This is a genomic window from Kerstersia sp., from assembly GCF_052103615.1.
Taxonomy (GTDB): domain Bacteria; phylum Pseudomonadota; class Gammaproteobacteria; order Burkholderiales; family Burkholderiaceae_B; genus Kerstersia.
In genome coordinates, this window is the sequence record NZ_JBQEKA010000012.1 from 23,141 (window position 1) to 46,229 (window position 23,089).

The 23,089-nt window shown below is 63.6% G+C and carries 21 protein-coding genes; 15 read left to right on the top strand and 6 right to left on the bottom strand.

The window, feature by feature from the left end:
• Positions 1-43: 43 nt before the first annotated feature.
• The 4 genes from ACTJGZ_RS05090 to ACTJGZ_RS05105 form a co-directional block, all read right to left on the bottom strand.
• Positions 44-1,276 carry a Bcr/CflA family multidrug efflux MFS transporter gene (locus ACTJGZ_RS05090; RefSeq protein ID WP_441661862.1) on the bottom strand — a complete coding sequence of 411 codons (1,233 nt, stop codon included), beginning with the start codon at positions 1,274-1,276 and terminating at the stop codon, positions 44-46.
• Positions 1,277-1,448: 172 nt separating this feature from the next.
• A complete protein-coding gene (locus ACTJGZ_RS05095; RefSeq protein WP_441661863.1) occupies positions 1,449-2,768 on the bottom strand; it encodes a TRAP transporter large permease in 1,320 nt (439 codons plus the stop codon).
• Entirely contained in the window at positions 2,765-3,331 is a 567-nt protein-coding gene (locus ACTJGZ_RS05100) for a TRAP transporter small permease (protein ID WP_441661864.1), read from the bottom strand. Before ACTJGZ_RS05100 ends, ACTJGZ_RS05095 begins: the two co-directional genes overlap by 4 nt.
• A gap of 30 nt (positions 3,332-3,361) precedes the next feature.
• Complete coding sequence (locus ACTJGZ_RS05105) at positions 3,362-4,381, bottom strand: TRAP transporter substrate-binding protein (RefSeq protein WP_441661865.1); 1,020 nt, start codon at positions 4,379-4,381, stop codon at positions 3,362-3,364.
• Positions 4,382-4,673: 292 nt separating this feature from the next.
• Between ACTJGZ_RS05105 and ACTJGZ_RS05110 the strand changes: the two genes are divergently transcribed.
• The 15 genes from ACTJGZ_RS05110 to hpaA (ACTJGZ_RS05180) all read left to right on the top strand — a co-directional run bounded on the left by ACTJGZ_RS05110 (position 4,674) and on the right by hpaA (ACTJGZ_RS05180) (position 20,818).
• Positions 4,674-5,354, top strand: a complete 681-nt coding sequence (locus ACTJGZ_RS05110) for a fumarylacetoacetate hydrolase family protein (RefSeq protein ID WP_441661866.1) — start codon at positions 4,674-4,676, stop codon at positions 5,352-5,354.
• Between the two features lies 1 nt (position 5,355).
• Positions 5,356-6,132, top strand: a complete 777-nt coding sequence (locus tag ACTJGZ_RS05115; RefSeq protein WP_441661867.1) for a fumarylacetoacetate hydrolase family protein — start codon at positions 5,356-5,358, stop codon at positions 6,130-6,132.
• A 40-nt stretch (positions 6,133-6,172) separates the two neighbouring features.
• Positions 6,173-7,633, top strand: coding sequence for a 5-carboxymethyl-2-hydroxymuconate semialdehyde dehydrogenase (gene hpaE / locus ACTJGZ_RS05120; RefSeq protein WP_441661890.1), 1,461 nt, complete (start codon positions 6,173-6,175; stop codon positions 7,631-7,633).
• A gap of 110 nt (positions 7,634-7,743) precedes the next feature.
• Positions 7,744-8,667, top strand: coding sequence for a 3,4-dihydroxyphenylacetate 2,3-dioxygenase (gene hpaD / locus ACTJGZ_RS05125; protein ID WP_278857124.1), 924 nt, complete (start codon positions 7,744-7,746; stop codon positions 8,665-8,667).
• 63 nt (positions 8,668-8,730) lie between these two features.
• Positions 8,731-9,138: a 5-carboxymethyl-2-hydroxymuconate isomerase gene (locus ACTJGZ_RS05130; RefSeq protein ID WP_441661868.1), complete on the top strand. Its 408-nt coding sequence runs from the start codon at positions 8,731-8,733 to the stop codon at positions 9,136-9,138.
• A gap of 41 nt (positions 9,139-9,179) precedes the next feature.
• Positions 9,180-9,983 (top strand): 2-oxo-hept-4-ene-1,7-dioate hydratase, encoded by an 804-nt coding sequence (hpaH, locus tag ACTJGZ_RS05135; protein ID WP_441661869.1) that lies wholly within the window; start codon positions 9,180-9,182, stop codon positions 9,981-9,983.
• Positions 9,984-9,993: 10 nt separating this feature from the next.
• Complete coding sequence (gene hpaI, locus ACTJGZ_RS05140) at positions 9,994-10,803, top strand: 4-hydroxy-2-oxoheptanedioate aldolase (protein WP_441661870.1); 810 nt, start codon at positions 9,994-9,996, stop codon at positions 10,801-10,803.
• Positions 10,804-10,897: 94 nt separating this feature from the next.
• On the top strand, positions 10,898-12,505 hold the full coding sequence (locus tag ACTJGZ_RS05145; RefSeq protein ID WP_441661871.1) for a GMC family oxidoreductase: 1,608 nt from the start codon (positions 10,898-10,900) through the stop codon (positions 12,503-12,505).
• A 43-nt stretch (positions 12,506-12,548) separates the two neighbouring features.
• Positions 12,549-14,036, top strand: a complete 1,488-nt coding sequence (locus tag ACTJGZ_RS05150) for an aldehyde dehydrogenase family protein (protein WP_441661872.1) — start codon at positions 12,549-12,551, stop codon at positions 14,034-14,036.
• Positions 14,037-14,051: 15 nt separating this feature from the next.
• Positions 14,052-15,536: an NAD-dependent succinate-semialdehyde dehydrogenase gene (locus ACTJGZ_RS05155; RefSeq protein WP_441661873.1), complete on the top strand. Its 1,485-nt coding sequence runs from the start codon at positions 14,052-14,054 to the stop codon at positions 15,534-15,536.
• A gap of 370 nt (positions 15,537-15,906) precedes the next feature.
• Positions 15,907-16,839: a 4-hydroxyphenylacetate catabolism regulatory protein HpaA gene (hpaA, locus tag ACTJGZ_RS05160; protein WP_441661874.1), complete on the top strand. Its 933-nt coding sequence runs from the start codon at positions 15,907-15,909 to the stop codon at positions 16,837-16,839.
• Positions 16,840-16,998: 159 nt separating this feature from the next.
• A complete protein-coding gene (hpaB, locus tag ACTJGZ_RS05165) occupies positions 16,999-18,582 on the top strand; it encodes a 4-hydroxyphenylacetate 3-monooxygenase, oxygenase component (protein WP_441661875.1) in 1,584 nt (527 codons plus the stop codon).
• Between the two features lie 20 nt (positions 18,583-18,602).
• A complete protein-coding gene (locus ACTJGZ_RS05170; RefSeq protein WP_441661876.1) occupies positions 18,603-19,154 on the top strand; it encodes a flavin reductase family protein in 552 nt (183 codons plus the stop codon).
• Positions 19,155-19,430: 276 nt separating this feature from the next.
• Positions 19,431-19,856, top strand: coding sequence for a homoprotocatechuate degradation operon regulator HpaR (gene hpaR / locus ACTJGZ_RS05175; protein WP_441661877.1), 426 nt, complete (start codon positions 19,431-19,433; stop codon positions 19,854-19,856).
• A gap of 56 nt (positions 19,857-19,912) precedes the next feature.
• On the top strand, positions 19,913-20,818 hold the full coding sequence (gene hpaA, locus ACTJGZ_RS05180; RefSeq protein ID WP_441661878.1) for a 4-hydroxyphenylacetate catabolism regulatory protein HpaA: 906 nt from the start codon (positions 19,913-19,915) through the stop codon (positions 20,816-20,818).
• On the opposite strand, the gene ACTJGZ_RS05185 is transcribed toward hpaA (ACTJGZ_RS05180), so the two are convergent.
• Complete coding sequence (locus ACTJGZ_RS05185) at positions 20,793-21,752, bottom strand: p-hydroxyphenylacetate 3-hydroxylase reductase component (RefSeq protein ID WP_441661879.1); 960 nt, start codon at positions 21,750-21,752, stop codon at positions 20,793-20,795. The genes hpaA (ACTJGZ_RS05180) and ACTJGZ_RS05185 overlap by 26 nt on opposite strands.
• A 157-nt stretch (positions 21,753-21,909) precedes the next feature.
• Positions 21,910-23,085, bottom strand: a complete 1,176-nt coding sequence (locus tag ACTJGZ_RS05190) for a p-hydroxyphenylacetate 3-hydroxylase oxygenase component (RefSeq protein WP_441661880.1) — start codon at positions 23,083-23,085, stop codon at positions 21,910-21,912.
• Positions 23,086-23,089 lie beyond the last annotated feature (4 nt).

The following is a 23,089-nucleotide window of genomic DNA, read 5'->3' on the forward strand; positions in this document are numbered from 1 at the left end:
TGCAGCGCAGGCCGAAACGGCCGCGCTTTCTTCTATTCTATGCCTATCCGGGGCGCCCTGCCCACCAGGCCGACACGCAAGCCACCATACCGGCACTGCAAACCCCGATTCCCATGGCCAGCGGCGTCCCGTCATGCAGCCAAGCCACCAATGCATTGAAGACGGCGCCCAGCCCGAACTGCAAGGCCACCGCCAGGCCAGTCGCCGCCCCGGCCTGCTGCGGATACCAGGCCAGCAGGCAGGCCAGCGCATTGGCACCCATCATGCCTGTCACGCTGAAAAATGCCAGCATGGCCAGCACAATCCAGGGCAGGCCCGTCACGCCGCCAACACTGCACGCCAGCAACAGCGCGGCGCCAGCCAGCGCGGCAATACTGCCCCCCAGGCGCAAGAGCTGCCTGGGCTGGCGGCGCTTGAGCAAACGCGTATTGGCATAGGTCATCACCATCACGCCCGCAATATTCAGGCTGAAGAGCCAGGCATAGCTGCGCGGTGACAAGCCAAAATACTCGATATACACAAATGGCGAAGCCGTAATGTAGGCAAACATGCCGCCAAAGGTAAAACCCATCGCCAGAATGCAGGCCAGCGCACGCGAGCGGCGCAGGATAGCCCCATAGGATTTGAACGCGGCCAGCACCGAATCCTTGCGTTCACGCGGGGGCAAGGTTTCCGGCACCCCCAGCCAGACGGCCAGCCATACCGCCGCTGCCAGCAGCGCCAGCGCGCCGAACACGGCCCGCCAGCCCAGCACGCTCAGCAACAGGCTGCCCAGCAGCGGCGCCATCAAGGTCGCCACCATGGTAATCATGTGCATCCAGGACAGCACCGTGGCCGCCTTGCCGATGGGAAACGCATCTCGCACCACTGCCCGCGCCAGTACCGAAGCACCAGCACCGCCCAGCGCCTGCAGCAGGCGCCAGCCGATGAGCTGCCCGGCGGACACCGCCAGCAGGCAGCCGATACTGGCGATCACATACAGCGTCACGCCGCCCAGCAACAGCCGCCGCCTGCCATAGCGGTCCGACAGCGGGCCGTAGAACAGCATGCCCACGCCAAATCCAGCCAGAAAAACGCCTATGGTTGATTGGATTTTGCCGGTATCCACACCCAATGCCGCGGCAATCTCGGGCAAGGCTGGCAGATACATGTCGATGGACAAGGGCCCAAAGGCCGCCAGCGCCGCCAGAATCACGATCAGCCGGGCGCCTCCTTCCGGGGCGCGGCCTGTCCCGGCCAGCGCGGCCGACCCCGCTGTGCTTGTGCTTAGACCCATGGTCACGGATCCTCCTGTTGCCCGCGCGCAGGCTGCCGCCCGCGTGCCCGGTACCCATGAAAATGGCCCGAAGAAGCGGTATGCCTCTTCGGGCCATTGCCTTATTCGCCTGGCTGGCGGCGGGAGTCTCCTGCCGCCAGCCCGTGCGCCCCGGTCACCCGGAACGCTGGCCTCAGAACTGCAGCAGCCAGAGCGCCAAACTCGGGAACAGCAGCAGCAGGCCGATCCGGATAAAGTCCGAAATCAGGAACGGCACCACTGCCTTGGCCGAGGACATGAACGGCACGTCCGGCGCCGCGCGCTGCACGATGAACAGGTTCATGCCGTGCGGCGGCACGATCAGGCCGATTTCAACCACCATCAAGGCCAGAATACCAAACCAGATGGCGCGGTTTTCGCCCATCAATTCCGGCATATCCAGCCCCATCACGATGGGGAAGAAAATGGGGATGGTCAGCAGCAGCATGGCCAGCGAATCCATCAGGCAGCCCAGGATCAGGTAGATCACCAGAATTGCCGCGATCACCAGCATAGGCGACAGGCCGGATTCACCGATGCGCAGCGCCAGTTCCGCCGGCATCTGCGTCAGCGCCATACCCGAGTTGAGCAAGTCCGCGCCCAGCAGCACCAGGAAAATCATGGCCGTCGTTTCCGACGTGCCGATGATGCTGGCACGCAGGCCGGGCCAGCGCATGCCGCCCTGCAACACAGCCAGGATGCCGCAGGCCGAGGCGCCGATGGCGGCGGCTTCGGTCGGGTTGGACCAGCCGCCATAGATACCGACGATCACCACCAGGAACACGCCGATCACAGGCAGGATACCGATGAAGGCTTTGAGGCGCTCCATCAGCGGCGCCTTGGTCAGCTCCGTGGTGATGTTGCGGCGGCTGACGATAATGCGCAGCACGATCAGGTAGCCAATGATGGCAATCGTGCCTGGAATCACTGCCGCCACGAACAGCTTGGCGATGGATTCCTGAGTCAGCACGGCGTACACGATCAGCGGCACCGAAGGCGGAATCAGGATACCCAGCGTGCCGCCGACAGCGACCGTCGCGGAAGCCAGCGGGCCAGGGTAACCATTGCGGCGCAGTTCCGGCAGGATCACGTGGCTCATGGTGGCCGCCGTTGCCAGCGAAGAACCGCAGATAGCGCCGAACCCGGCGCAAGCGCCGATCGCCGACATGCCGATGCCGCCCTTCTGGTGCCCGACGAATGCCGACGCGCACCGGAAAATGGCGCGCGACAGGCCGCCGTGGGTCGCGAATTGCCCCATCAGCACGAACAGCGGAATCACCGCCAGATCGTAGTTCGACAGACGCGCATAAGCCAGGTTATTGAGCGTGAACAGCAAGCCCGACAGGTCGCCGTCATTGACCGCCCAATAGCACAGGATACCGCCAGCCAGCATGGTCAGGCCGATATGCACGCGCAAGACCAGCAGCACCAGCGTGAAAGCCAGCGCGATCAATCCAAGAGTCATGCCGCTCATGCCTGTGCTCCTTGCACGGCTTTGGCCGTTTCTTCCCTGCCGATCTTCAGCAGGTCAAGGATGCGCGCCAGCGCGGCCAGCGCCAGCAACGCCAGGCTGGGAAGCAAAAGCATCATCGGAATCCACATGGGTACGGACAACAGCGTGGATACGTCGCCGTATTCCATGTTGTCCTGCATTTGCAGGAACGTGCGCCAGGTCAGCAGCGCCGCAGCCAGGAACATCAGCAGGTGCGCGAAAATATCCAGGCGGCGGTTGACGCGGGCCGGGGCCCAAAGGGTGAAGGCATCCGCCTTGATGTGCCGGCCATGCAGTTCGCACAGCGGCAAAAACGCGGCAATCGCGATTGCGGCGCCCATTTCCATCAATTCCATATCGCCGCGGATGGGCGTCGCAAACAGTTTGCGGCCCACCAGGGAAATCAGGGACATGATGATGAGGGCCACCAGGACCAGGCCGCCCGCCAGGGAGAACCCCCGGCAGACGGGCTCCAGCAGCCTGTGCAGGCGGCTGGGCAGGGACAGGGTGGACGGATCCATCCCTGTTGGGAGTGCTTCATTCATGAACGTACTCGTATGCAGTCCAGCGGTCTGTTACTGGGCCAGCAGGCCACGTGCGGCTTCAAACAGCTCGGCGCCATCCTTCTTGCCGCGCTTGTTGTAGTCCGCCACCCATTCCTGGCCGACTGCATCCGTCGCCTTGCGCATGGCTTCGTAATTCGCCGGTTCAATGGCGATGATTTCTTCCGCCGTCACCATGTCCTTGGCCTTGCGGGTTGCCTCGTCCCAGGCCACGCCGAAGTCGCGGACCAGCGCGTCGCCGCTGTTGCGGTCAAGGATTTCCTTCAGGTCAGCCGGCATCTGGTCATACTTGCGCTTGTTCATCAGCATGGACAGCACGGTATAACCAATGGCAGGCTCGCCTTCCGCCATGGCGCTGTGGTAGCGCGTCACTTCTTCCAGCTTGGTGGACGGCACGACTTCCCAGGCACCCAGCGCGCCATCGACCACACCCTTGGAAATGGCTTCGGTCATCTGCGCGGGCGGCATGCTCACGGGCGTGGCGCCCAGGGCTTCCAGCGTGCGCGCCACGGTGCGGCTGGAAGCACGCAGCTTCAGGCCCTTGAAATCTTCCAGCGTGCGCACAGGACGCGGACGCGAGTGCACATCCATGCCGCCGTCGCCGAACATCGCCAGAACCTTGTAGTCCTTGAAATCGTCCTGGCCGTGTTCCTGGTAGAACTTCCAGATCAGTTCATTACCCTTCTCGCCGCCATAAGGCAGCATGAACGGCAGTTCCAGCACTTCCAGCGTCGGGAATTTGCCCGCCGAGTAGGCCGGAGCGGTCCAGACGATATCGGCAACGCCGTTGCGGGCCATATCGGCCAGCTGCGCGGGGGTGCCGCCCAATTGCATGGAAGGATAGATCTGGCAATTGATGCGGCCTTCGGACTCGGTCTTGAGCTTGGCGCACCAGGGTTCGATCACATTGGCCTGCGCATTGGAAGCGGCAGGCAGGAAGTGCGCGATTTTGAGGGTCACATTTTCCGCTGCCATAGCGGTGCTAGCGGCTGCGGCCATTGCGCAGATGGCTGCCAGTCTGGACAGTTTCATCGCCTTGTCTCCGTGAAGGATTTGACCGGCAGACGGGACGGCATCGTGCGCCTCGGACCGGTCCATTGTGAAATCAATTTTGTTAACAAGTTAATTACTTGGTGTTTTTGTGTCAATAGGATTCTAGCCGCCTAAGGGATAACCCGCCCCCTCTTTCCTGCATGGTTGACAACGCATCCGCGCCGTCTCCATAATGATTAACATGTTAATTAAATGAGGCACATGCCCGGCGGCTTGCCAGCCTCTCTTCAGACAGGGGAAACCCGCTGAATACGCCGGGCTCGGAGCACCCATGACATCATCGACCCCTACCCCGCTCAGCGACGCCACGCAGGGCACCCTGTTCGGCATCGCCCTGAATTATCGCGGCCTGCTCGACAGCCGCCTGGACGAATTCCAGCAAGCGCCTTACCAGCGTCCGCCGGTCAAGCCCGTGCTGTTCATCAAGACCCCCAATACGCGCAACCAGGATGGCGGCCAGGTCGCCAAGCCGCATGATGCGCGCCTGCAGCCCGGCCCGGCCTTGGGTGTGGTGATCGGCAAGCGCGCCAGCCGCGTCAAGGCCGCCGATGCCATGGCGCATGTGGCGGGCTATGTGATCGTCAACGAATTCAGCTTGCCGGAAGACAGCTATTACCGCCCGGCGGTCAAAGCCAAGTGCCGCGACGGCTTCTGCGCCATCGGCCCGGCGCTGGTTCCCGCCGCTGACATCGCCGATGTCAACAATCTGGGCTTGCGCGTGTTCGTCAATGGCGAGCTGCGCCAGCAGAATTCGACGGCGAACTGGGTGCGCACCATCCCCGAACTGATCGAAACCCTGAGCGAATTCATGACGCTCAACGAAGGCGACGTGCTGATTACCGGCACGCCGGAAGGCCGCGTGGACGTCGAACCCGGTGACGAAGTCATCGTCGAGATCGACGGCCTGGGCAAGCTGCGCAATGTCATCGCGCAGGAACAGGAGAACAACTGACATGAAACGCGCCATCATCCGCTACCAGGGCCAGCCCGTCCATGTCACCGTCGAGGAAACCGGCGGCAAGATCGAAGCCGTGCTGCAAGACGGCACGCGCCTGGCTGAACAGGACGCCGAATGGCTGCCGCCGGCCAGCGGCAGCATGTTCGCGCTTGGCCTGAACTATGCCGACCACGCCCGCGAACTGGCCTTCAAGCCGCCCACGGAGCCGCTGGCCTTCGTCAAGGCGCCTAATACCTATACCGGCCACCGCCAGCAAACCTGGCGCCCCGATAACGTCGAATACATGCACTACGAGTGCGAGCTGGTCGCCGTCATCGGCAAACCGGCGCGCAACGTGCGCAAGGAAGACGCGCTGGAATACCTGGCGGGCTACACCGTCTGCAACGACTACGCCATCCGCGACTACCTGGAAAACTACTACCGCCCCAATCTGCGCGTGAAAAACCGCGATGCCACCACTCCCGTGGGCCCCTGGATCGTGGACGCCGCCGATGTGCCCAACCCCGCCGCGCTGACCTTGCGCACCTGGGTCAACGGCGAGCTGCGCCAGGAAGGCACGACAGCGGACATGATCTTCGACATCCCGACGCTGATCGAATATTTCTCCAGCTTCATGACCCTGCTGCCCGGCGACATGATCGCCACCGGCACGCCGGAAGGCCTGTCGGATGTGAAGCCCGGCGATGAAGTCGTCACCGAAGTCGAAGGCGTGGGCCGCCTGGTGAATTTCATCGTCAGCGAAAGCGATTTCTTCGCTGGCCGCCAGCATTGACCCGCAGCACCCGCCAACCAAACAGGATATCGACATGAGCATGATCAAGCACTGGATCAACGGCCAAGAGGTCGAAAGCAAAGAAACTTTCACGAACTACAACCCGGCTACCAATGAAGCCATTGGCGAAGTCGCCAGCGGCGGCGCCGAGGAAGTCAATGCCGCCGTGGCCGCAGCCAAGGCCGCCTTCCCCGGCTGGGCCGCAACGCCCGCCAAGGAACGCGCCCGCCTGATGCGCCGCCTGGGCGATCTGATCGACGAAAACGTCGGCCGCATCGCGGAACTGGAAACGCTGGATACCGGCCTGCCCATCCACCAGACCCGCAACGTCCTGATTCCGCGCGCGTCGCACAACTTCAACTTCTTCGCTGAAGTGTGCACCCGCGTGAACGGCCACAGCTACCCGGTTGACGACCAGATGCTGAACTACACGCTGCACCAGCCGGTTGGCGTGTGCGCGCTGGTGTCGCCCTGGAACGTGCCCTTCATGACGGCCACCTGGAAGACCGCGCCGTGCCTGGCGCTGGGCAATACCGCTGTCCTGAAAATGAGCGAACTGTCGCCGCTGACAGCGAACGAACTGGGCCGCCTGGCCCATGAAGCCGGCATCCCCCCGGGCGTGTTCAACGTCATCCAGGGCTATGGCGCCCAGGCTGGCGAACCGCTGGTGCAGCACCCCGATGTGCGCGCCATTTCCTTTACCGGCGGCACGGCCACCGGCCGCCGCATCATGAGCAATGCCGGCCTGAAGAAGTACTCGATGGAACTGGGCGGCAAATCGCCGGTGCTGGTGTTCGCCGACGCCGACCTGAACCGCGCGCTGGATGCCGCCCTGTTCACCATTTTCTCGCTCAATGGCGAACGCTGCACCGCAGGCAGCCGCATCTTCATTGAGGAATCGGTCTATGACGAGTTCGTCGCCGAATTCGCCGCACGCGCCAAGCGCCTGCTGGTAGGCGATCCGCAGGATCCCAAGACCCAAGTCGGCTCGATGATCACCAAGCAGCACTACGACAAGGTCACGGGCTACATCCGCATCGGTATCGAAGAAGGCGCCAACCTGCTGGCCGGCGGCCTGGAGCGCCCGGCCAACCTGCCTGAGCACCTGAAGAACGGCCAGTTCATTCAGCCGACGGTATTCGCCGACGTCGATAACCGCATGCGCATCGCCCAGGAAGAAATCTTCGGGCCGGTGGTCTGCCTGATGAAGTTCAAGGACGAAGCCGACGCCCTGCGCCTGGCCAATGACGTGGAATACGGCCTGGCGTCCTATATCTGGACCCAGGATATCGGCAAGGCGCACCGCCTGGCGCGCGGCATCGAAGCCGGCATGGTCTTCATCAACAGCCAGAACGTGCGCGACCTGCGCCAGCCCTTCGGCGGCGTCAAGGCATCGGGCACGGGACGCGAAGGCGGCGACTATAGCTTCGAAGTCTTTACCGAGATCAAAAACGTGTGCATTTCCATGGGCAGCCATCACATTCCCCGCTGGGGAGTCTGATACGCTGTATCCACAGCGCTGAAAACGGCCCGCCCTGTGCCCTGCCGGGGCCGGGCCGAACCGACAGATGACAGGGCAGGCCTTGCCGTCCGGCAAGGAAGGAGACAGTTATGGGCAAACTCGCACTGGCTGCAAAAATCACCCACGTTCCGTCCATGTATCTGAGCGAGCTGGACGGCCCCCGCAAGGGTTTCCGCCAATCCGCCATCGACGGCCACATTGAAATCGGCCGCCGTTGCCGTGAACTGGGCGTGGATACCATCGTGGTGTTCGATACGCACTGGCTAGTCAACGCCGGCTACCACATCAACTGCGCGCCCCATTTCAAGGGCAACTACACCAGCAACGAACTGCCGCACTTCATCAGCAATATGCAGTATGAGTTCCCCGGCAACCCCGAGCTGGGCCAGATCCTGGCGAAAGTTGGCCGCGAGTACGGCATTGAAACGCTGGCGCACGACAAGACCACGCTGGGCCCGGAATATGGCACGCTGGTGCCGATGCGCTATATGAATGCGGATCAGCACTTCAAGGTGATCTCCGTTTCCGCTCTGTGCACCGTGCACTTCCTGAACGACAGCGCGCGCCTGGGCTGGGCCTTCCGCAAGGCCGTGGAAGAGCACTATGACGGCACCGTCGCCTTCTTCGCCAGCGGTTCGCTCTCGCACCGTTTCGCGCAGAACGGCCTGGCGCCCGATTTTTCGGACAAGATCTGGAGCCCCTTCCTGGGCACGCTGGACGAAGAAGTCGTCCGCATGTGGGAACGCGGCCAATGGCAGGACTTCTGCGCCATGCTGCCCGAGTATGCCGCCAAAGGCCACGGCGAAGGCTTCATGCACGACACCGCCATGCTGCTGGGCGCGCTGGGCTGGTCCGAGTATGACGGCCATGCCGAAGTGGTCACGCCGTACTTCCCGTCCTCGGGCACCGGCCAGATCAACGCCATTTTCCCCGTGACGCCGCAGACCGGGGCCTCGATCCCGGAAGCCCAGGCCAACCAGCAGGCCTACGTGCCGGCCTCCGCCCGCCTCTGATGCCACGCACCGGGAAGCCTACAGGCTTCCCGGCTTCCTTTATTTCCCAGCGCGGACTTCGCCATGCCCCACCTCGTACTGCTTTTTACCCCTGACCTGGAACGCGACGCCAATATCGGCGCCGTCTGCCGCGATCTGGCCGACACCATGCTGGAACAGCGCGACGAGCAGGGCAAGGCGGTTTTCCCCAAGGGCGGCACACGCGTGCTGGCCTACCCCGCCGCCTACTCGGCCGTTGCCGATGGCAAGGGCGACTACGGCTTCTGCTATGCCAATCTGCGCATGGGCGCTGGCCGCAGCAGCCTCGTCCACAAGCAGGTCGGCGACGCCCTGCTGGCCACGCTGCGGCGCCACTTCGATCCGGTGCTGGCGCAACGCCCTGTGGGCGTCACCCTGCAAATCGACGAAGGCAGCGGCCAGGTCTATGACGCCAAGCACAGCAGCCTGCACCCCTTGTTCGCCAAGGCCTGAGCGGCCCGCCCTCGCCTCCCGCCCCTTACCGCTACTATCCCATGCTCTCTTCCGACATCATTGAACAAGCCGCCGCCCGTCTCGACGACGCGGAACGCAGCGGCAAGCAAATCCGCCAATTCTCGCTGGAATACCCCGGCATCACCATCGAAGACGCCTACGCCATCCAGCGCGCCTGGGTCGCCAAGAAAATCGCTGATGGCCGCCGCCTGGTCGGTCACAAGATCGGCCTGACCTCGCGCGCCATGCAGGTCTCTTCCAACATCACCGAGCCCGACTACGGCGCGCTGCTCGACGATATGGTGTTCGAGGAAGGCTCGGACATTCCCATCAGCCGCTTCATCGTGCCCCGCGTGGAGGTCGAGCTGGCCTTCATCCTCGGCAAGCCGCTGCGCGGCCCCGGCTGCACCATCTTCGATGTCCTCGATGCCACCGAATATGTCGTGCCCGCGCTGGAAATCATCGACGCGCGCATTCACCAGATCGACCCGGAAACCAAGGTGACCCGCAAGGTCTTCGACACCATTTCCGACAATGCCGCCAATGCCGGCATCGTGCTGGGCGGCCGCCCGGTGCGCCCCAATGACATCGACCTGCGCCGCGTGCCCGCCATCCTGTACCGCAATGGCGTGATCGAAGAATCCGGCGTCTCTGCTGCCGTCCTCAACCATCCCGCCAAGGGCGTGGCATGGCTGGCCAATAAACTGGCCCCGTACGGTGTTACGCTGGAAGCGGGCCAGACCATTCTGGGCGGCTCCTTCACCCGCCCGGTGACGGGCAGCGTCGGCGATACCTTCCATGTCGATTACGACATGCTGGGTTCCATCGCCTTCCGTTTCGTCTGAGGTACGAAGCATGGATCTCCCTATCAATACCTTCAAGAAGAACCTGAAAGCCCGCCCGCAGATCGGTCTGTGGGTCGGCCTGGCGGAAGGCTATGGCGCGGAAATCGCCGCCACCGCCGGGTTTGACTGGCTGCTGCTCGACGGCGAGCACGCCCCCAATGACCTGCGCGCCGTCCTGGCACAATTGCAGGCCGTGGCGCCCTATCACAGCCATCCCATTGTGCGCCCGGCCACCGGCGACGCCGTGCTGATCAAACAGCTGCTGGATATCGGCACGCAGACCCTGCTGGTGCCCATGGTGGAAAACGCCGAACAGGCGCGTCAGCTGGTGCGCGCCACGCGTTACCCGCCGCACGGCATTCGCGGCGTCGGCGCTGCGCTGGCGCGCGCTTCACGCTGGAACACGGTGCCGGACTACCTGAACCGCGCCGACGAGGAAATCTGCCTGCTGCTGCAGGTCGAGACCCCAACCGCCCTGGAAAGTCTCGATGAAATCGCCGCCGTCGAAGGCGTCGATGGCGTTTTCATCGGGCCGGCCGACCTGTCGGCCTCCATGGGGCATCGCGGCAACCCGGGCCACCCGGATGTGCAGGCGGCCATCGAAGACGGCATCGCCCGTATCGTCAAGGCAGGCAAGGCCGCGGGCATCCTCTCGGCCAATGAAGCCCTGGCGCGGCGCTATCTGGAACTGGGCTGCGCCTTTGTCGCCGTCGGCGTCGATACCAGCCTGCTCGCCAATGCGCTGGGCCAACTGGCTGCCCGCTTCCAGGGTGACGGCAAGGCCCCCGCGCCGGCACAGCCCGCAGGCCCCGGCTACTGATGACACAGTGGCCTTCACGGGCCACTCGCTGCTCCCGCTGTACCGCTAGCTAGATCGCCGCCGCACGACGGCAAGAGAAACCCAGGAGACATCCATGTCCAGCCAGGAATTCGATTACGTCATTATCGGTGCCGGTTCCGCCGGCGCCGTGATCGCCGCCCAGATTATCCGGCGCGGCGGCGGCAGCGTCCTGCTGCTGGAAGCCGGCGGCAATGACGACAATCTGCTGATCCGCATGCCAGCGGGCGTCGCCAAGATCATCGCCAAGAAAACCTGGCCCTATATGACCGATCCTGCGCCGGAAACACTGAACCGGCCGATGATCGTGGCGCAAGGCAAGGTGCTGGGCGGCAGCAGTTCGGTCAACGGCATGATTTATATGCGCGGCCATCGCGAAGATTACGACGCCTGGGCGCAGCAGCACCAATGCCAGGGCTGGGGCTTCGACGACCTGCTGCCGTACTTCAAGCGCGCCGAAGCGCACGAGAGCCTGACGGGTGAATACCATGGCAATGACGGCCTGCTGCCGGTCAGCGAAAACCGCTACCGCCATCCGCTGTCCATGGCCTTCGTCCGCGCCGGACAGGAACTGGGCCTGGATTACGTCAACGATTTCAACGGCAAGTCGCAGCAAGGCGTGGGCTATTACCAGACCACCACCCTGCGCGGCGAGCGCGCCAGCACCTCACGCACCTACCTGAAAGCCATTCAGGGCAAAGGGCAGTTTGAACTGATCCTCGACGCCATGGTGGAAAAAATCAATCTGCAGGGCAAGCGCGCCGAAGGCGTGACCTATCGGCGCGGCCAGGGCGCGCCCGTCACGGTCAAGGCACGCCGTGAAGTGATTGTCTGCGCCGGCGCCATCGGCTCGCCCAAGCTGCTGATGCTCTCAGGCATCGGCCCGGCCGCCCATTTGCAGGAATATGGCATTACCCCTGTGCAGGATCTGCCCGTCGGCCAGCATTTCAAGGATCACCTGCACCTGTCGGTCAACGCCGAAACCCGCGCGCCTATCAGCCTGTACGGCCAGGATAGCGGTTTCAACGCCATCCGCAACGGCATCGAATGGCTGGCCTTCCGTTCCGGCCCGGTCAGTTCCAACGTGCTGGAAGGCGGCGCCTTCGTCGATACCCACGGCGAAGGCCGCCCGGATGTGCAAATCCATTTCCTGCCCATTCTGGATACCTGGGATGACCCCGACGGCGTCGGCAAGGGCCGCACCCATGGTCTGACCCTGAAAGTCGGCCACCTGCGCCCGCGCTCCGAAGGGGAAGTGCTGCTGGCCAGCGCCGATCCGGCAGCCTTGCCCCGCATCAAGGCCAATTTCCTGTCCCACCCTGACGACCTGCCAGCCCAGATGCGAGCCGTGCGCCTGGGATTGCAGTTCCTCGGCACCCGTACCATGCAGCCCTTGCTGCGCGATATTTTCTCGCCCAACCCCGACTGGCTGAATGATGCGGCCGCGCTGGAACAGTTTGTCCGGGGCGGAGTCAAAACCACTTATCACCCCATAGGCACCTGCCGCATGGGGCCGAATCCCGCCAGCACCGTGGTCGGCACAGACTTGCGGGTGCACGGCATCGACGGCCTGCGCGTCGCCGATTCTTCGATCTTCCCGGATATTCCCAGCGGCAATACCAACGCGCCGGTCATCGCCGTCGCCGAAAAAGCCGCCGACCTGATTCTGGGCCATCCCCACTGATTATCACGGCATACGGCAAGCCGAACACAAGGAGTCATTCCCTATGAGCCAAGTTACTCTGCTCCCCGAAGTCGAAGCCTTCCTGGCCCGCCAGCACGGCCATTTCATCGACGGCCAGGCGGCTGCCAGCAGCGGCACGCGCATTACCATTGTCAACCCGGCCACGGGCCAGGCCGTCGCCAGCATTGCCAGCGCCACGCAGGCGGATATCGACGCTGCCGTCGCGTCGTCGCAGCGCGCCTTCCAGGGCGCCTGGGCCAACACCACCCCGGCGCAACGCGGCGAACTGCTGCTGCGCATTGCCGACAAGCTGCTGCAACACACGGAAGAGCTGGCCCAGCTGGAAACCCTGCAATCAGGCAAGCTGATCAATATTTCGCGTGCCTTCGAAGTCGGCCAGGCAGCCGCGTTCCTGCGCCACTATGCTGGCGCCGCCACGCGCATCACCGGTGAAACCATCAACCCGTCGCTGCCCTCCTTCAACGGCGAGCGCTACACCGCCTTCACGCGCCGCGAACCCCTGGGCGTCGTGGCCGGCATCGTGCCCTGGAATTTCTCCATCATGATCGCCGTCTGGAAATTCGGCTCGGCGCTGGCCACGGGTTGCACCAGCATTATCAAACCCAGCGAATTCACGCCGCTCACGCTGCTACGCGTGGCCGAACTGGCGCGTGAAGCCGGCCTGCCGGACGGTGTGCTGAACGTGCTCAATGGCGGCGGCGATGTGGGCCGCCAGCTCATCGAGCATGATGGCACGGCCAAGGTCAGCTTCACCGGTTCGGTGCCCACCGGCATCGCCGTGGGGCGCACTGCGCTGGAAGCCAAGCTGACGCGCTTCACGCTGGAACTGGGCGGCAAGAACTCGGTCGGTTTCCTCAAGGATGTCGAGGCCGATAAGGCGGTGGCCGGCATCATGGAAGCAGGCTTTCTGCACCAGGGCCAGATCTGCGCCGCTGGCGAACGTTTCTTCGTGCACCGCTCGCGCCAGGACGAAATCCTGGAAAAACTCTCCGCCACCCTGGGCACGCTGCGCATCGGCGACCCCCTGGATGACGCCTCGCAATTCGGCCCGCTGTCCAACAAGCCGCACTTCGACAAACTGCTGTCGCTGTTCTCGCAGGCCCGCGCCGAAGGCTGCACGATTGTCCACGGCGCCAAACCGGTAGATGGCCCCGGCTATTTCGTCGAACCTACCGTGCTGGTAGCCAAGGATGCCAAGGCGGCGCTGCTCAATGAAGAAACCTTCGGCCCCGTCGCGACCTTCCTGCCTTACGACGACGAAGAAGAACTGCTGAGCCTCTTCAACGACACGCCCTATGGTCTGTCGGCCAGTCTCTGGACCAACGACCTGGGCAAGGCCCTCAACTATGTGCCGCGCATTCAGGCCGGCACGGTCTGGGTCAACATGCATACGCTGCTGGATCCCGCCGTGCCCTTCGGCGGCGCCAAGCAGTCCGGCCTGGGCCGTGAATTCGGCTCGGCTTTCATCGACGACTACACGGAACTGAAGTCCGTCATCATCCGGCATTGAGATCAGGATCTGACCATGAGCACCCAACACACCCCCTCTTCCCTGGCGCTGAGCGACACCCGCCTGCTGCGCACGCAAGCCTACATCGGCGGCCAATGGGTCGATGCCGATAGCGGCAAGGCCTTCCCGGTCACCAACCCTGCCGATCTGAGCCAGATCGCCAGCGTACCGTCACTGGGCGAAGCCGAAACCGACCGCGCCATCCAGGCCGCCGAACAGGCGCTGCCCGCCTGGCGCGCGCTGACGGCCAAGCAGCGCTCCGCGCTGCTGCGCCGCTGGTTCGAGCTGATGATGGAAAACCAGGAAGACCTGGCCCGCCTGCTCAGCCTGGAACAAGGCAAGCCGCTGGCGGAAAGCCGTGGCGAAATCGCCTATGGCGCCAGCTTCATCGAATGGTTTGCCGAAGAAGCCAAGCGCATCTACGGCGACATCATTCCGCAAGACCGTTCGGGCCGCCGCCTGCTGGTGGTGAAGCAGCCCATAGGCGTGGTCGCTGCCATCACCCCCTGGAACTTCCCCAACGCGATGATCACCCGCAAGGCCGGCCCGGCATTGGCCGCAGGCTGCACCATCGTGATCAAGCCGGCCTCGGAAACCCCGCTGTCGGCACTGGCGCTGGCGGAGCTGGCCGCCCGCGCCGGCATCCCTGCGGGTGTGGTGAACGTGGTCACCGGCGACGCCCGCGCCATCGGCGGCGCGCTGACGCGCAGCCCCATCGTGCGCAAGCTGTCCTTCACCGGCTCTACCGGCATCGGCAAGCTACTGATGGCGCAAAGCGCCGACACCATGAAGAAGGTCAGCATGGAACTGGGGGGCAACGCGCCCTTCATCGTCTTTGATGACGCCGATCTCGACGCGGCCATTCAAGGCGTGATCGCCTCGAAATTCCGCAACAGCGGCCAGACCTGCGTCTGCACCAACCGCGTGCTGGTGCAGGATGGCATCTATGATGCCTTCGCCGCCAAGCTGACCGAAGCCGTCAACGCGCTCAAGGTCGCGCCGGCCCAGGAAGACGGCGCGGAACAAGGCCCGCTGATCAATGCCAAGGCCATCACCAAGGTGGAAGAACACATCGCCGACGCGATCGGCAAAGGCGCGCGGGTACTGGCCGGCGGCAAACCGCATGCGCTGGGCGGCACTTTCTTCGAGCCTACCGTGCTGGGCGATGTCACGCCGGACATGCTGGTGGCGCGCGACGAGACCTTCGGCCCGCTGGCGCCTATCTTCCGTTTCAGCACCGAAGAGGACGCCATCCGCATGGCCAACGACACCGAGTTCGGCCTGGCTTCCTATCTGTTTACGCGTGACCTGGGCCGCGCCTGGCGCGTCAGCGAAGCGCTGGAATACGGCATGGTTGGCGTCAATGAAGGCATCATCTCCACCGAGATCGCGCCTTTCGGCGGCATCAAGGAATCGGGCATGGGCCGCGAAGGCTCCAAGTACGGCATCGAAGACTATCTCGAAATGAAGTACATCTGCATGGGCGGCATCGGCGCCTGATTACCAGGCCCGGCTTGCCGCTGCGGCCCGTCACACCGACCGTGACGGGCCGCAGCCGCCCCGGCGCAGGCGTGCGCTTGCGCCGGGGCGCCGTGCTTTGAACACCGGCGGAACACCTGTGGAGCACCGGCGGCCCGATGGCGGCAGCAGGAAATACCCTTCTGCGCGCCCGCCTTCCGCACCGTTGCGTGCCCGGTCTTGCTACCATCCGCTACATTCTGCGCCACCCCGGCCCTGTCCAGACATCATGCGGCCCTGGCCGCGCCCTCTAAAAACAGGCGCAAGGCCCACGGCCTGCCGCCGTTGGCGATGTCATGCGGCGCGATCCCCGCCCCACCCCGATTGACCTCAGATATAGGCATACCCATCGTTGACGAGCACTCCCTGGAAAACCGCGTCCATCCCTTTTCTGGACCTGAGCCCCGTTCATGATCAGCGCTATGCCGACGCCGATTTTCATTGCGACGCGCATGGCCGGCTCAGCACTTATTTCGGGCGCAGCGTGCCGGTGCACCGGCATGACCGTTTCTTCCAGATTCATTGCATCTTCAATGGCCAGGTTCACCTTTACCTGGATGACCAGCAATACCGCCTGCCCGGACCCGTCTGCTTTTTTACTCCGCCAGGCATTCCCCATGCCTTCGTCACGGACAGCGATAGCGAAGGCATCACGCTGACGGTTCGGCAGCAGCGCGTCTGGCCCCTGTTTCAAGGCGAGGCTGAATTGAGCCTGGCGCTGGGCCAGCCCCTGTGCGTGGATCTCGGCCCCCACCAGGCGCATGAACATGACGCAGGCCTCGCCCTGGTACGCCTGTTCCACCAGGCCCAGGCGGAATTCCACGCAGAGCATCCCGGCCGTGACGGCAATCTGATGGCCTTGCTGCGCCTTATCATCGCAACCCTGCTGCGGCTGGGCGCCGCCGCGCCGGCACGCCGCCCGGTCGCCCCCACGGAACTGCAACACTTTCATCGCTTCAACCAGCTCGTCGTGGAACACTGCGTGGATAACTGGCCGCTGCAGCGCTATGCCGATCAGCTGGGGCTGACCACGGCCCGGCTGAACCTGATCTGCCGCCGCCTGGCCGATATGTCATCCAAACAAATCATTGCCGAGCGCCAGTTGCAGGAAGCCAAACGCCTGCTGCTGCACAGCAATCAATCCGTCAGCGAGATATGTTTCGCGCTGGGCTTCCAGGACCCGGCCTATTTTTCGCGCTTTTTCAGCCTGCGTACCGGCATGCCGCCGATCCGTTATCGCCAGTTAGGGGCGACGCCTGGCGCCTTGCGAAAAATCCAAGCTTAACGACGAAAGCTGCATTCCTCTCGCGCGGCGGTCTTCCTACCATATCAGTGACGCGCATGTGCCCTCCGGGGGCCCGGCGGCAGGCCCCTGGCCTGCCTCGTCCCGGCTGCCGCCATGCCATGCCCGGCACACCCAAAGACAGGAAAGGAGACTCCCCGCATGTATCCCGAAAGCTATCGCAGTAATTCCCAGCGGCCCCTGACAGGCGAGGAATACCTCGCCAGCCTGCGTGACGGCCGCGAAATTTATATCTACGGCGACCGCGTCGAAGACGTCACCGCCCACCCGGCTTTCCGCAACGCGGCCGCATCGGTCGCGCGCCTCTACGACGCCCTGCATGATCCTGCCACCAAGGACGAGCTGTGCTGGGACACGGATACCGGTAGTGGCGGCTACACCCACAAATTTTTCACCATCCCCCGCACCCAGGATGAACTGCGAGCCCAGCGCGATGCCATTGCCGCCTGGTCGCGCCTCACCTACGGCTGGATGGGCCGCACACCGGACTACAAAGCCGCCTTCGGCCAGGCGCTGGGCGCCAACCCCGAGTTCTATGGCCGTTTTGCCGATAACGCGCGCCATTGGTACCGCCGCATCCAGGAGTCCGTGCTGTACCTCAACCACGCCATCGTGAATCCACCCATAGACCGCAACCTGCCCAGTGATCAGGTCAGCGATGTGTTCATGCGCATCGTCGAAGAAAACGATAAAGGCATTGTGGTCAGCGGCGCCAAAGTGGTCGCCACCAATTCCGCGCTCACGCATTACAACTTCATCGGCTTCGGGTCTGCGCAGGTCATGGGCGACAACACCGATTTCGCCGTCATGTTCCTGGCGCCGATGAACGCCAAGGGTGTCAAACTGATCTGCCGCCCGTCCTACGAGTTGCAGGCCGGCCTGACTGGCGGCGCCTTTGAATATCCGCTGTCGAGCCGCTTCGACGAGAATGACGCCATTCTGATCCTCGATCATGTCTTCGTCCCCTGGGAAGATGTGCTGGTCCACCGCGATTACGAGCGTTGCCGCAGCTTTGCCAGCCAGGGCGGTTTTGGCCGTATCTACCCCATGCAGGGCTGCACCCGGCTGGCAGTCAAGCTGGACTTCATCAGCGGCCTGCTGGTCAAAGCGCTGGAATGCACCGGCACGCTGGAATTCCGCGGGGTCGCGGCCCAGGTCGGCGAAGTGATCGCCTGGCGCAACCTGTTCTGGTCGCTGACCGACGCCATGCACGGCGCCGCCGAACGGCAGGACCACTGGAGCACCCCTGCCTTGCTGCCCAGCAACCAGGCCATGCAAACCTATCGCGTCATGGCGCCGACCGCGTATCCGGCCATCAAGAAAATCATCGAACAGACCGTCGCCAGCGGCCTGATCTACCTGCCCTCCGGCGCCCGCGATCTGGCCAACCCGGAACTGGACAAATACCTCTCGGTGTATTGCCGCGGTTCGGGCGGCATGGATCATGTGCAGCGCATCAAGATCCTGAAACTGATGTGGGATGCCATAGGCAGTGAATTCGGCGGCCGCCACGAGCTGTATGAAATCAATTACGCCGGCAACCAGGACGATATCCGCCTGCAAACCCTGGGCTATGCCAAGGGTTCGGGCAAACTGGCTGCCATGGTAGGGCTGGTGGATCAATGCCTGTCCGAATATGACCAGCATGGCTGGAAGGTGCCGCACCTGCACAACTCGGATGACATCAACGCGCTGGATCGCATCCGCCAGGCCGGGCAGGCGTGAATCACAGCGGGTCTTATGCCATGAGCACACCTTGCCCTATGCCCTCTGCCAGCCTGGCCCTCCCGCCTGCGCAGGACCCGCGGGTCCTGCGCCGCGCGCTGGGCAACTTTGCCACTGGCGTGACGATTGTCACGGCGACCTCGCCCGCGGGCGAACGCACGGGCGTGACTGCCAACAGCTTCAATTCGGTGTCGCTGGATCCGCCCCTGGTGCTGTGGAGCCTGGACAAGCGTTCGGGCAGCTGCGCCGTGTTCGAGCAGGCCAGCCATTTCGCCGTCAATATCCTGTCCTCGGACCAGATCCCGCTGTCCAATCAGTTTGCCCGGCCCAATACCGATAAGTTCGCTGGCGTGGCCTTGCGCGAAGGCCATGGCGGCAGCCTGTTGCTGGAAGGTTGCGCCGCCAGCTTCCAGTGCGAAAAGCATGAAGTCGTTGATGCCGGTGACCACTGGATTCTGATCGGCCGGGTGCTGGCATTCGAAGATGGCGGCCAGGCTCCCTTGCTGTACCACCAGGGCCGCTACGCCATTGCCCAGGCGCATCCCCATCTACCGGCAGGACAGGCCGCCTGAGACAGGCGCGGCGCGGGCCGGCCGCGCCGCCTGGAAAATAGGGGGTTCCACCCGCTGGAACTCTTCCCTACACCGGCGCAAAATCCGTCATAATCGGGGCTTCACCGCCGCACCTGGCTGACATAAACGCATGCCGCGAAAACCATATGGCCAGGCGGTACAACGGTGCCCAGGAGACTGTCCCTGCCACGGGTCAGCACCGGCACGCGCCAGCCGCGCCTGACCGGTCATATCCGCCTGCCTCCGGCAGGGGCGCCTCTTCCGCAGATTTCCCCCATGTCTATCATCACCCGTCCGTTTCTTACCCTCTCGCTGCTGCAGGCCCGTGAAGCTTCCATGCAGTTTTTCCGTCCTTCGCTCAATCGCCACAGCCTCACCGAGCAGCAATGGCGCATTCTGCGCACGCTGGAGCAGCATGGCGACATGGAAAGCCACCAGCTGGCCGACCTGGTCTGTATTCTGAAACCCAGCATGACCGGCATTCTGAACCGCATGGAACGCGATGGCCTGGTCAGCAAACGCAAAGCCGAGCATGACCAGCGCCGCATCTATGTCAGCATTACGGAAAATGGCAGCAACATCTACCAGCGCATGACGCAGGAGGTCGAGCAAAACCACAAGCGGCTGCAACAGCAGTTCGGCAAGGACAAGCTGGACCAATTGCTGGCCCTGCTCGACGAACTCAAGCAAGTCAAACCCTGAGGCTGGCGGCCAGGCCTGCGGCGCCAGACACGCCTGAGCTGGGCAACGATCGCATCATGCATATCCCGACTGGACAACCCATCCCCAACCTCGGCATCGGCCATTTGGCCGGCGCCGAGCATGCCGAGGCGGATGTCCATTACGCCGAGCTGGATACCCTGGCCAACCGGCTGGGCCGCAGCATGTCGGTACACCGGCATGACCGCTATTTCCAGGTGCATTATGTTGCCAGCGGCGCGGTGCGGGTGCATATGGACGACAGTCTGTACCGGCTCGACGGGCCGATGATTTTCCTGACGCCGCCCGCCTTCGCCCACGCCTTCGTCACCGAAGACAATGCCAGCGGCCATGTGCTGACCGTGCGGCAGCCCATCATCACTGATCTGTTGAATGCGGAACCCGGCCTGGCGCATGGGCAATCCATTGCCCCCATCTGCCTGTCCATCGAAGCGCTGGATGCGCGCCACCGTGATGAAATCCACGGCCTGACCCAACTGTTCGAGCGTTTGCGCGCCGAGTTTCAATCACGCCATCCCGCCCGCGCCCAGGCCTTGCGCCTGCTGGCGCAGCTGGCCTTCATCAGCCTGTTGCGTCTGGCGCCGGCTTCGATACCCGCGCCCCCGGCGCGCAAAGACGACCTGGCGTTGTTCCGCGCCTTCAATACCTTGCTGGAAGAACACTTTCTGCAGCATTGGCCGATTGCGCGGTACTGTGAATTGCTGCACGTCAGCGACCTGCGCCTGAACGAGGCCTGCCGGCGCGTGGCCGGCTATTCCTCCAAGCAATTGGCCAATGAAAGGCTGCTGCAGGAATCCAAGCGGCTGCTGATTTTCACCAGCCACCCGGTCGCTGAAATCGCCCATTTGCTGGGTTTCAAAGACCCGGCGTATTTCAGCCGTTTCTTCCATCGCCTGGCGGGCCAGCCGCCAGGCGCCTTCAGGGCTGAGGCTGCGAGTCGATAACCGCCGCCAGCACCGTGCGGAACGCATGCATTTGCGCCGGGCTGAACTGGCCGAAGACACGCTCCTGCTGCGCCTGGGCCACTTCCCAGACCGCCTTGGCTTCAGCCGCGCCCGCTTCCGTCAGCAAGACGCCATCGGCGGCGCTCTGCACCAAGCCGCGTTCACGCAACAAGGCCAACGCCCCGTCGATTTCGCGGGCCGGCATATCCGCTTCGCGTACCAGCGCACCTTGGCTCAGGGGCTGCACAGGGTCCAGCACCATCAGCAAGCGGGCCTCACCGGCACGCCAGCCGGTCTTGAGCTGCTCGGGCTGATAATCTTCCTGATAGCGGCGCACTGCCTGGGTCATCAGGTAATAGAAATTGTCGCGCAGACGCGATTGATAGCCGCTGGGCAGCTGCGGCGCGGCATTCTCGCCGCGCGCGCCATGCGGGTGCGGCAACACCATGGAATACGCGCCCTGGTGGTACAGCAAAGGCGCCTGGCCGCCATCTTCAAACGCCAGCACCCGGCCGATCAGAATCCAGTGGTCACCGGCATCAACGACTTCATGCTTTTCGCACTGGAAGCTGGCGGCGCAACCTTCCAGCAACAGGCTGCCGCCATGGCCTTCGCGCAAGGCCACGCCAGCGAACTTATCGGTATTGGGCCGGGCAAACTGATTGGACAGCGGGATCTGGTCCGAGGACAGGATATTGACGGCGAAATGGCTGGCCTGCTCGAACACGGCGCAGCTGCCCGAACGCTTGTCCAGGCTCCACAGCACCAGGGGCGGATCCAGCGACACCGAATTGAAGCTGTTGGCAGTCACGCCCGTGCGTTCGCCCGCGGGCGAGGTCGCCGTGACAATCGTCACGCCGGTGGCAAAGTTGCCCAGCGCGCGGCGCAGGACCCGCGGGTCTATTGAAGTCCCCGTCTGAGTGGCTTGTGTCATATCGTCTCCTTGCCATCCATGGCGGGCGGCGCGCAGCGCGCTGCGCCATCCATGATGGAAAACGGCTGCCCCGGCAAGCGGGCAACCCTAAGGTGCCGGGCCGCCAGGCAGGCGCCGGATAAGCGCATGACTGGCACAACCCAGGCACGGTCCCTCATCAAGTCAGGGTAGGATCGGGATCCAGGCCCATCAGTTCACGGCCCAGGATCTGGGCGCAAACGTCATAGTCAGTGTAGGCGTGCGCGCCAGTCATGTGGCTATCGCGGAACAGACGCTGCATTTCATTGGTTTCGAACCAAGCGCCGCCGCCGGCAGCGGCAAACAGGCGGTCCACCGCTTCGATACACATCTTGACGGCGTAAGCCTGGTTGGTGCGCCAGAACGTCAGCGTTTCACGCGTCGGGTAACGCTTGGCTTCGCCGTGCTCGCGGTGTTCTTCCCAGGTCTTTTCCAGCAGGGCGCGGGCGGCAGCGATCTGGTGCGTCGATTCGGCCAGACGCATCAGGGCCGGCACCGAATTGCCGACGGTCGCGCCAGTATAGGCACGCACGCGGTTCTTGGTTTTTTCCTTGAAGGCTTCCAGCATGCGCTCGGCCACACCCAGGCTGATGGAAGAAAAACCGCTGGCAAAGTACGGACGGTACGGCGTGTAGAAGATCTTGCTGTCGGGGTACAGACCGAAACCGGCAGACTTGCCTTCCATCATGTCCTTGGCGGCCTGGATGCGGTGATTGGGCACGAAAGCCTTGTCCACCACCAGGGTCTTGGAGCCGCTGCCGCGCATGCCGATGGCATACCAGTCATCCAGGATTTCATAATCCTGGCGCGGCAACACGGCAAAACAGTAAACCTTTTCACCCGCTTCATTCGGGCGGTGGAAGCCCAGGATGGCCCATTCCGCGTGGTCGCAACCGCTGCTCCAGCCCATGCGGCCGCTGAACAGCACGCCGCCCTCGACTTCTTCGATCTTGCCGAACGGCGCAATGCTGCTGCTGGCAGTCGCGTCTGGGTTGGCGCCCCAGACTTCGTCCTGCAACTGCTTGGGGAACATGGCCATCTGGTGATTATGGGTGCACAGCAGGCTGAACGCCCAGGCCGTGCTGGCGCAGGCGCCCGCCAGGGTCACGATGCACTGGGCAAAATCCGGCAGCGACATTTCCAGGCCACCGTAGGCCTTGGGTAGGAAGGCCCGGTTCAGGCCGATGCTCTTGAGCAGGGCGATGTTTTCAGCCGGCACCTGACGGTCTTGTTCAGCCTGGGCCGCACGCGAAGCGATCTCCGGCAGCAGTGCCTTGACCTTCTCCAGCATCGGATTGGAAATTGTGTTTTCCATATCT

What these genes read in the sequence shown, in the direction of transcription:
- ACTJGZ_RS05090 (WP_441661862.1), bottom strand. Translation starts at nt 1,276, where the DNA reads ATGGGTCTAAGCACAAGCACAGCGGGGTCGGCCGCGCTGGCCGGGACA.
- ACTJGZ_RS05095 (WP_441661863.1), bottom strand. Translation starts at nt 2,768, where the DNA reads ATGAGCGGCATGACTCTTGGATTGATCGCGCTGGCTTTCACGCTGGTG.
- ACTJGZ_RS05100 (WP_441661864.1), bottom strand. Translation starts at nt 3,331, where the DNA reads ATGAATGAAGCACTCCCAACAGGGATGGATCCGTCCACCCTGTCCCTG.
- ACTJGZ_RS05105 (WP_441661865.1), bottom strand. Translation starts at nt 4,381, where the DNA reads ATGAAACTGTCCAGACTGGCAGCCATCTGCGCAATGGCCGCAGCCGCT.
- ACTJGZ_RS05110 (WP_441661866.1), top strand. Translation starts at nt 4,674, where the DNA reads ATGACATCATCGACCCCTACCCCGCTCAGCGACGCCACGCAGGGCACC.
- ACTJGZ_RS05115 (WP_441661867.1), top strand. Translation starts at nt 5,356, where the DNA reads ATGAAACGCGCCATCATCCGCTACCAGGGCCAGCCCGTCCATGTCACC.
- hpaE (WP_441661890.1), top strand. Translation starts at nt 6,173, where the DNA reads ATGATCAAGCACTGGATCAACGGCCAAGAGGTCGAAAGCAAAGAAACT.
- hpaD (WP_278857124.1), top strand. Translation starts at nt 7,744, where the DNA reads ATGGGCAAACTCGCACTGGCTGCAAAAATCACCCACGTTCCGTCCATG.
- ACTJGZ_RS05130 (WP_441661868.1), top strand. Translation starts at nt 8,731, where the DNA reads ATGCCCCACCTCGTACTGCTTTTTACCCCTGACCTGGAACGCGACGCC.
- hpaH (WP_441661869.1), top strand. Translation starts at nt 9,180, where the DNA reads ATGCTCTCTTCCGACATCATTGAACAAGCCGCCGCCCGTCTCGACGAC.
- hpaI (WP_441661870.1), top strand. Translation starts at nt 9,994, where the DNA reads ATGGATCTCCCTATCAATACCTTCAAGAAGAACCTGAAAGCCCGCCCG.
- ACTJGZ_RS05145 (WP_441661871.1), top strand. Translation starts at nt 10,898, where the DNA reads ATGTCCAGCCAGGAATTCGATTACGTCATTATCGGTGCCGGTTCCGCC.
- ACTJGZ_RS05150 (WP_441661872.1), top strand. Translation starts at nt 12,549, where the DNA reads ATGAGCCAAGTTACTCTGCTCCCCGAAGTCGAAGCCTTCCTGGCCCGC.
- ACTJGZ_RS05155 (WP_441661873.1), top strand. Translation starts at nt 14,052, where the DNA reads ATGAGCACCCAACACACCCCCTCTTCCCTGGCGCTGAGCGACACCCGC.
- hpaB (WP_441661875.1), top strand. Translation starts at nt 16,999, where the DNA reads ATGTATCCCGAAAGCTATCGCAGTAATTCCCAGCGGCCCCTGACAGGC.
- ACTJGZ_RS05170 (WP_441661876.1), top strand. Translation starts at nt 18,603, where the DNA reads ATGAGCACACCTTGCCCTATGCCCTCTGCCAGCCTGGCCCTCCCGCCT.
- hpaR (WP_441661877.1), top strand. Translation starts at nt 19,431, where the DNA reads ATGTCTATCATCACCCGTCCGTTTCTTACCCTCTCGCTGCTGCAGGCC.
- hpaA (WP_441661878.1), top strand. Translation starts at nt 19,913, where the DNA reads ATGCATATCCCGACTGGACAACCCATCCCCAACCTCGGCATCGGCCAT.
- ACTJGZ_RS05185 (WP_441661879.1), bottom strand. Translation starts at nt 21,752, where the DNA reads ATGACACAAGCCACTCAGACGGGGACTTCAATAGACCCGCGGGTCCTG.
- ACTJGZ_RS05190 (WP_441661880.1), bottom strand. Translation starts at nt 23,085, where the DNA reads ATGGAAAACACAATTTCCAATCCGATGCTGGAGAAGGTCAAGGCACTG.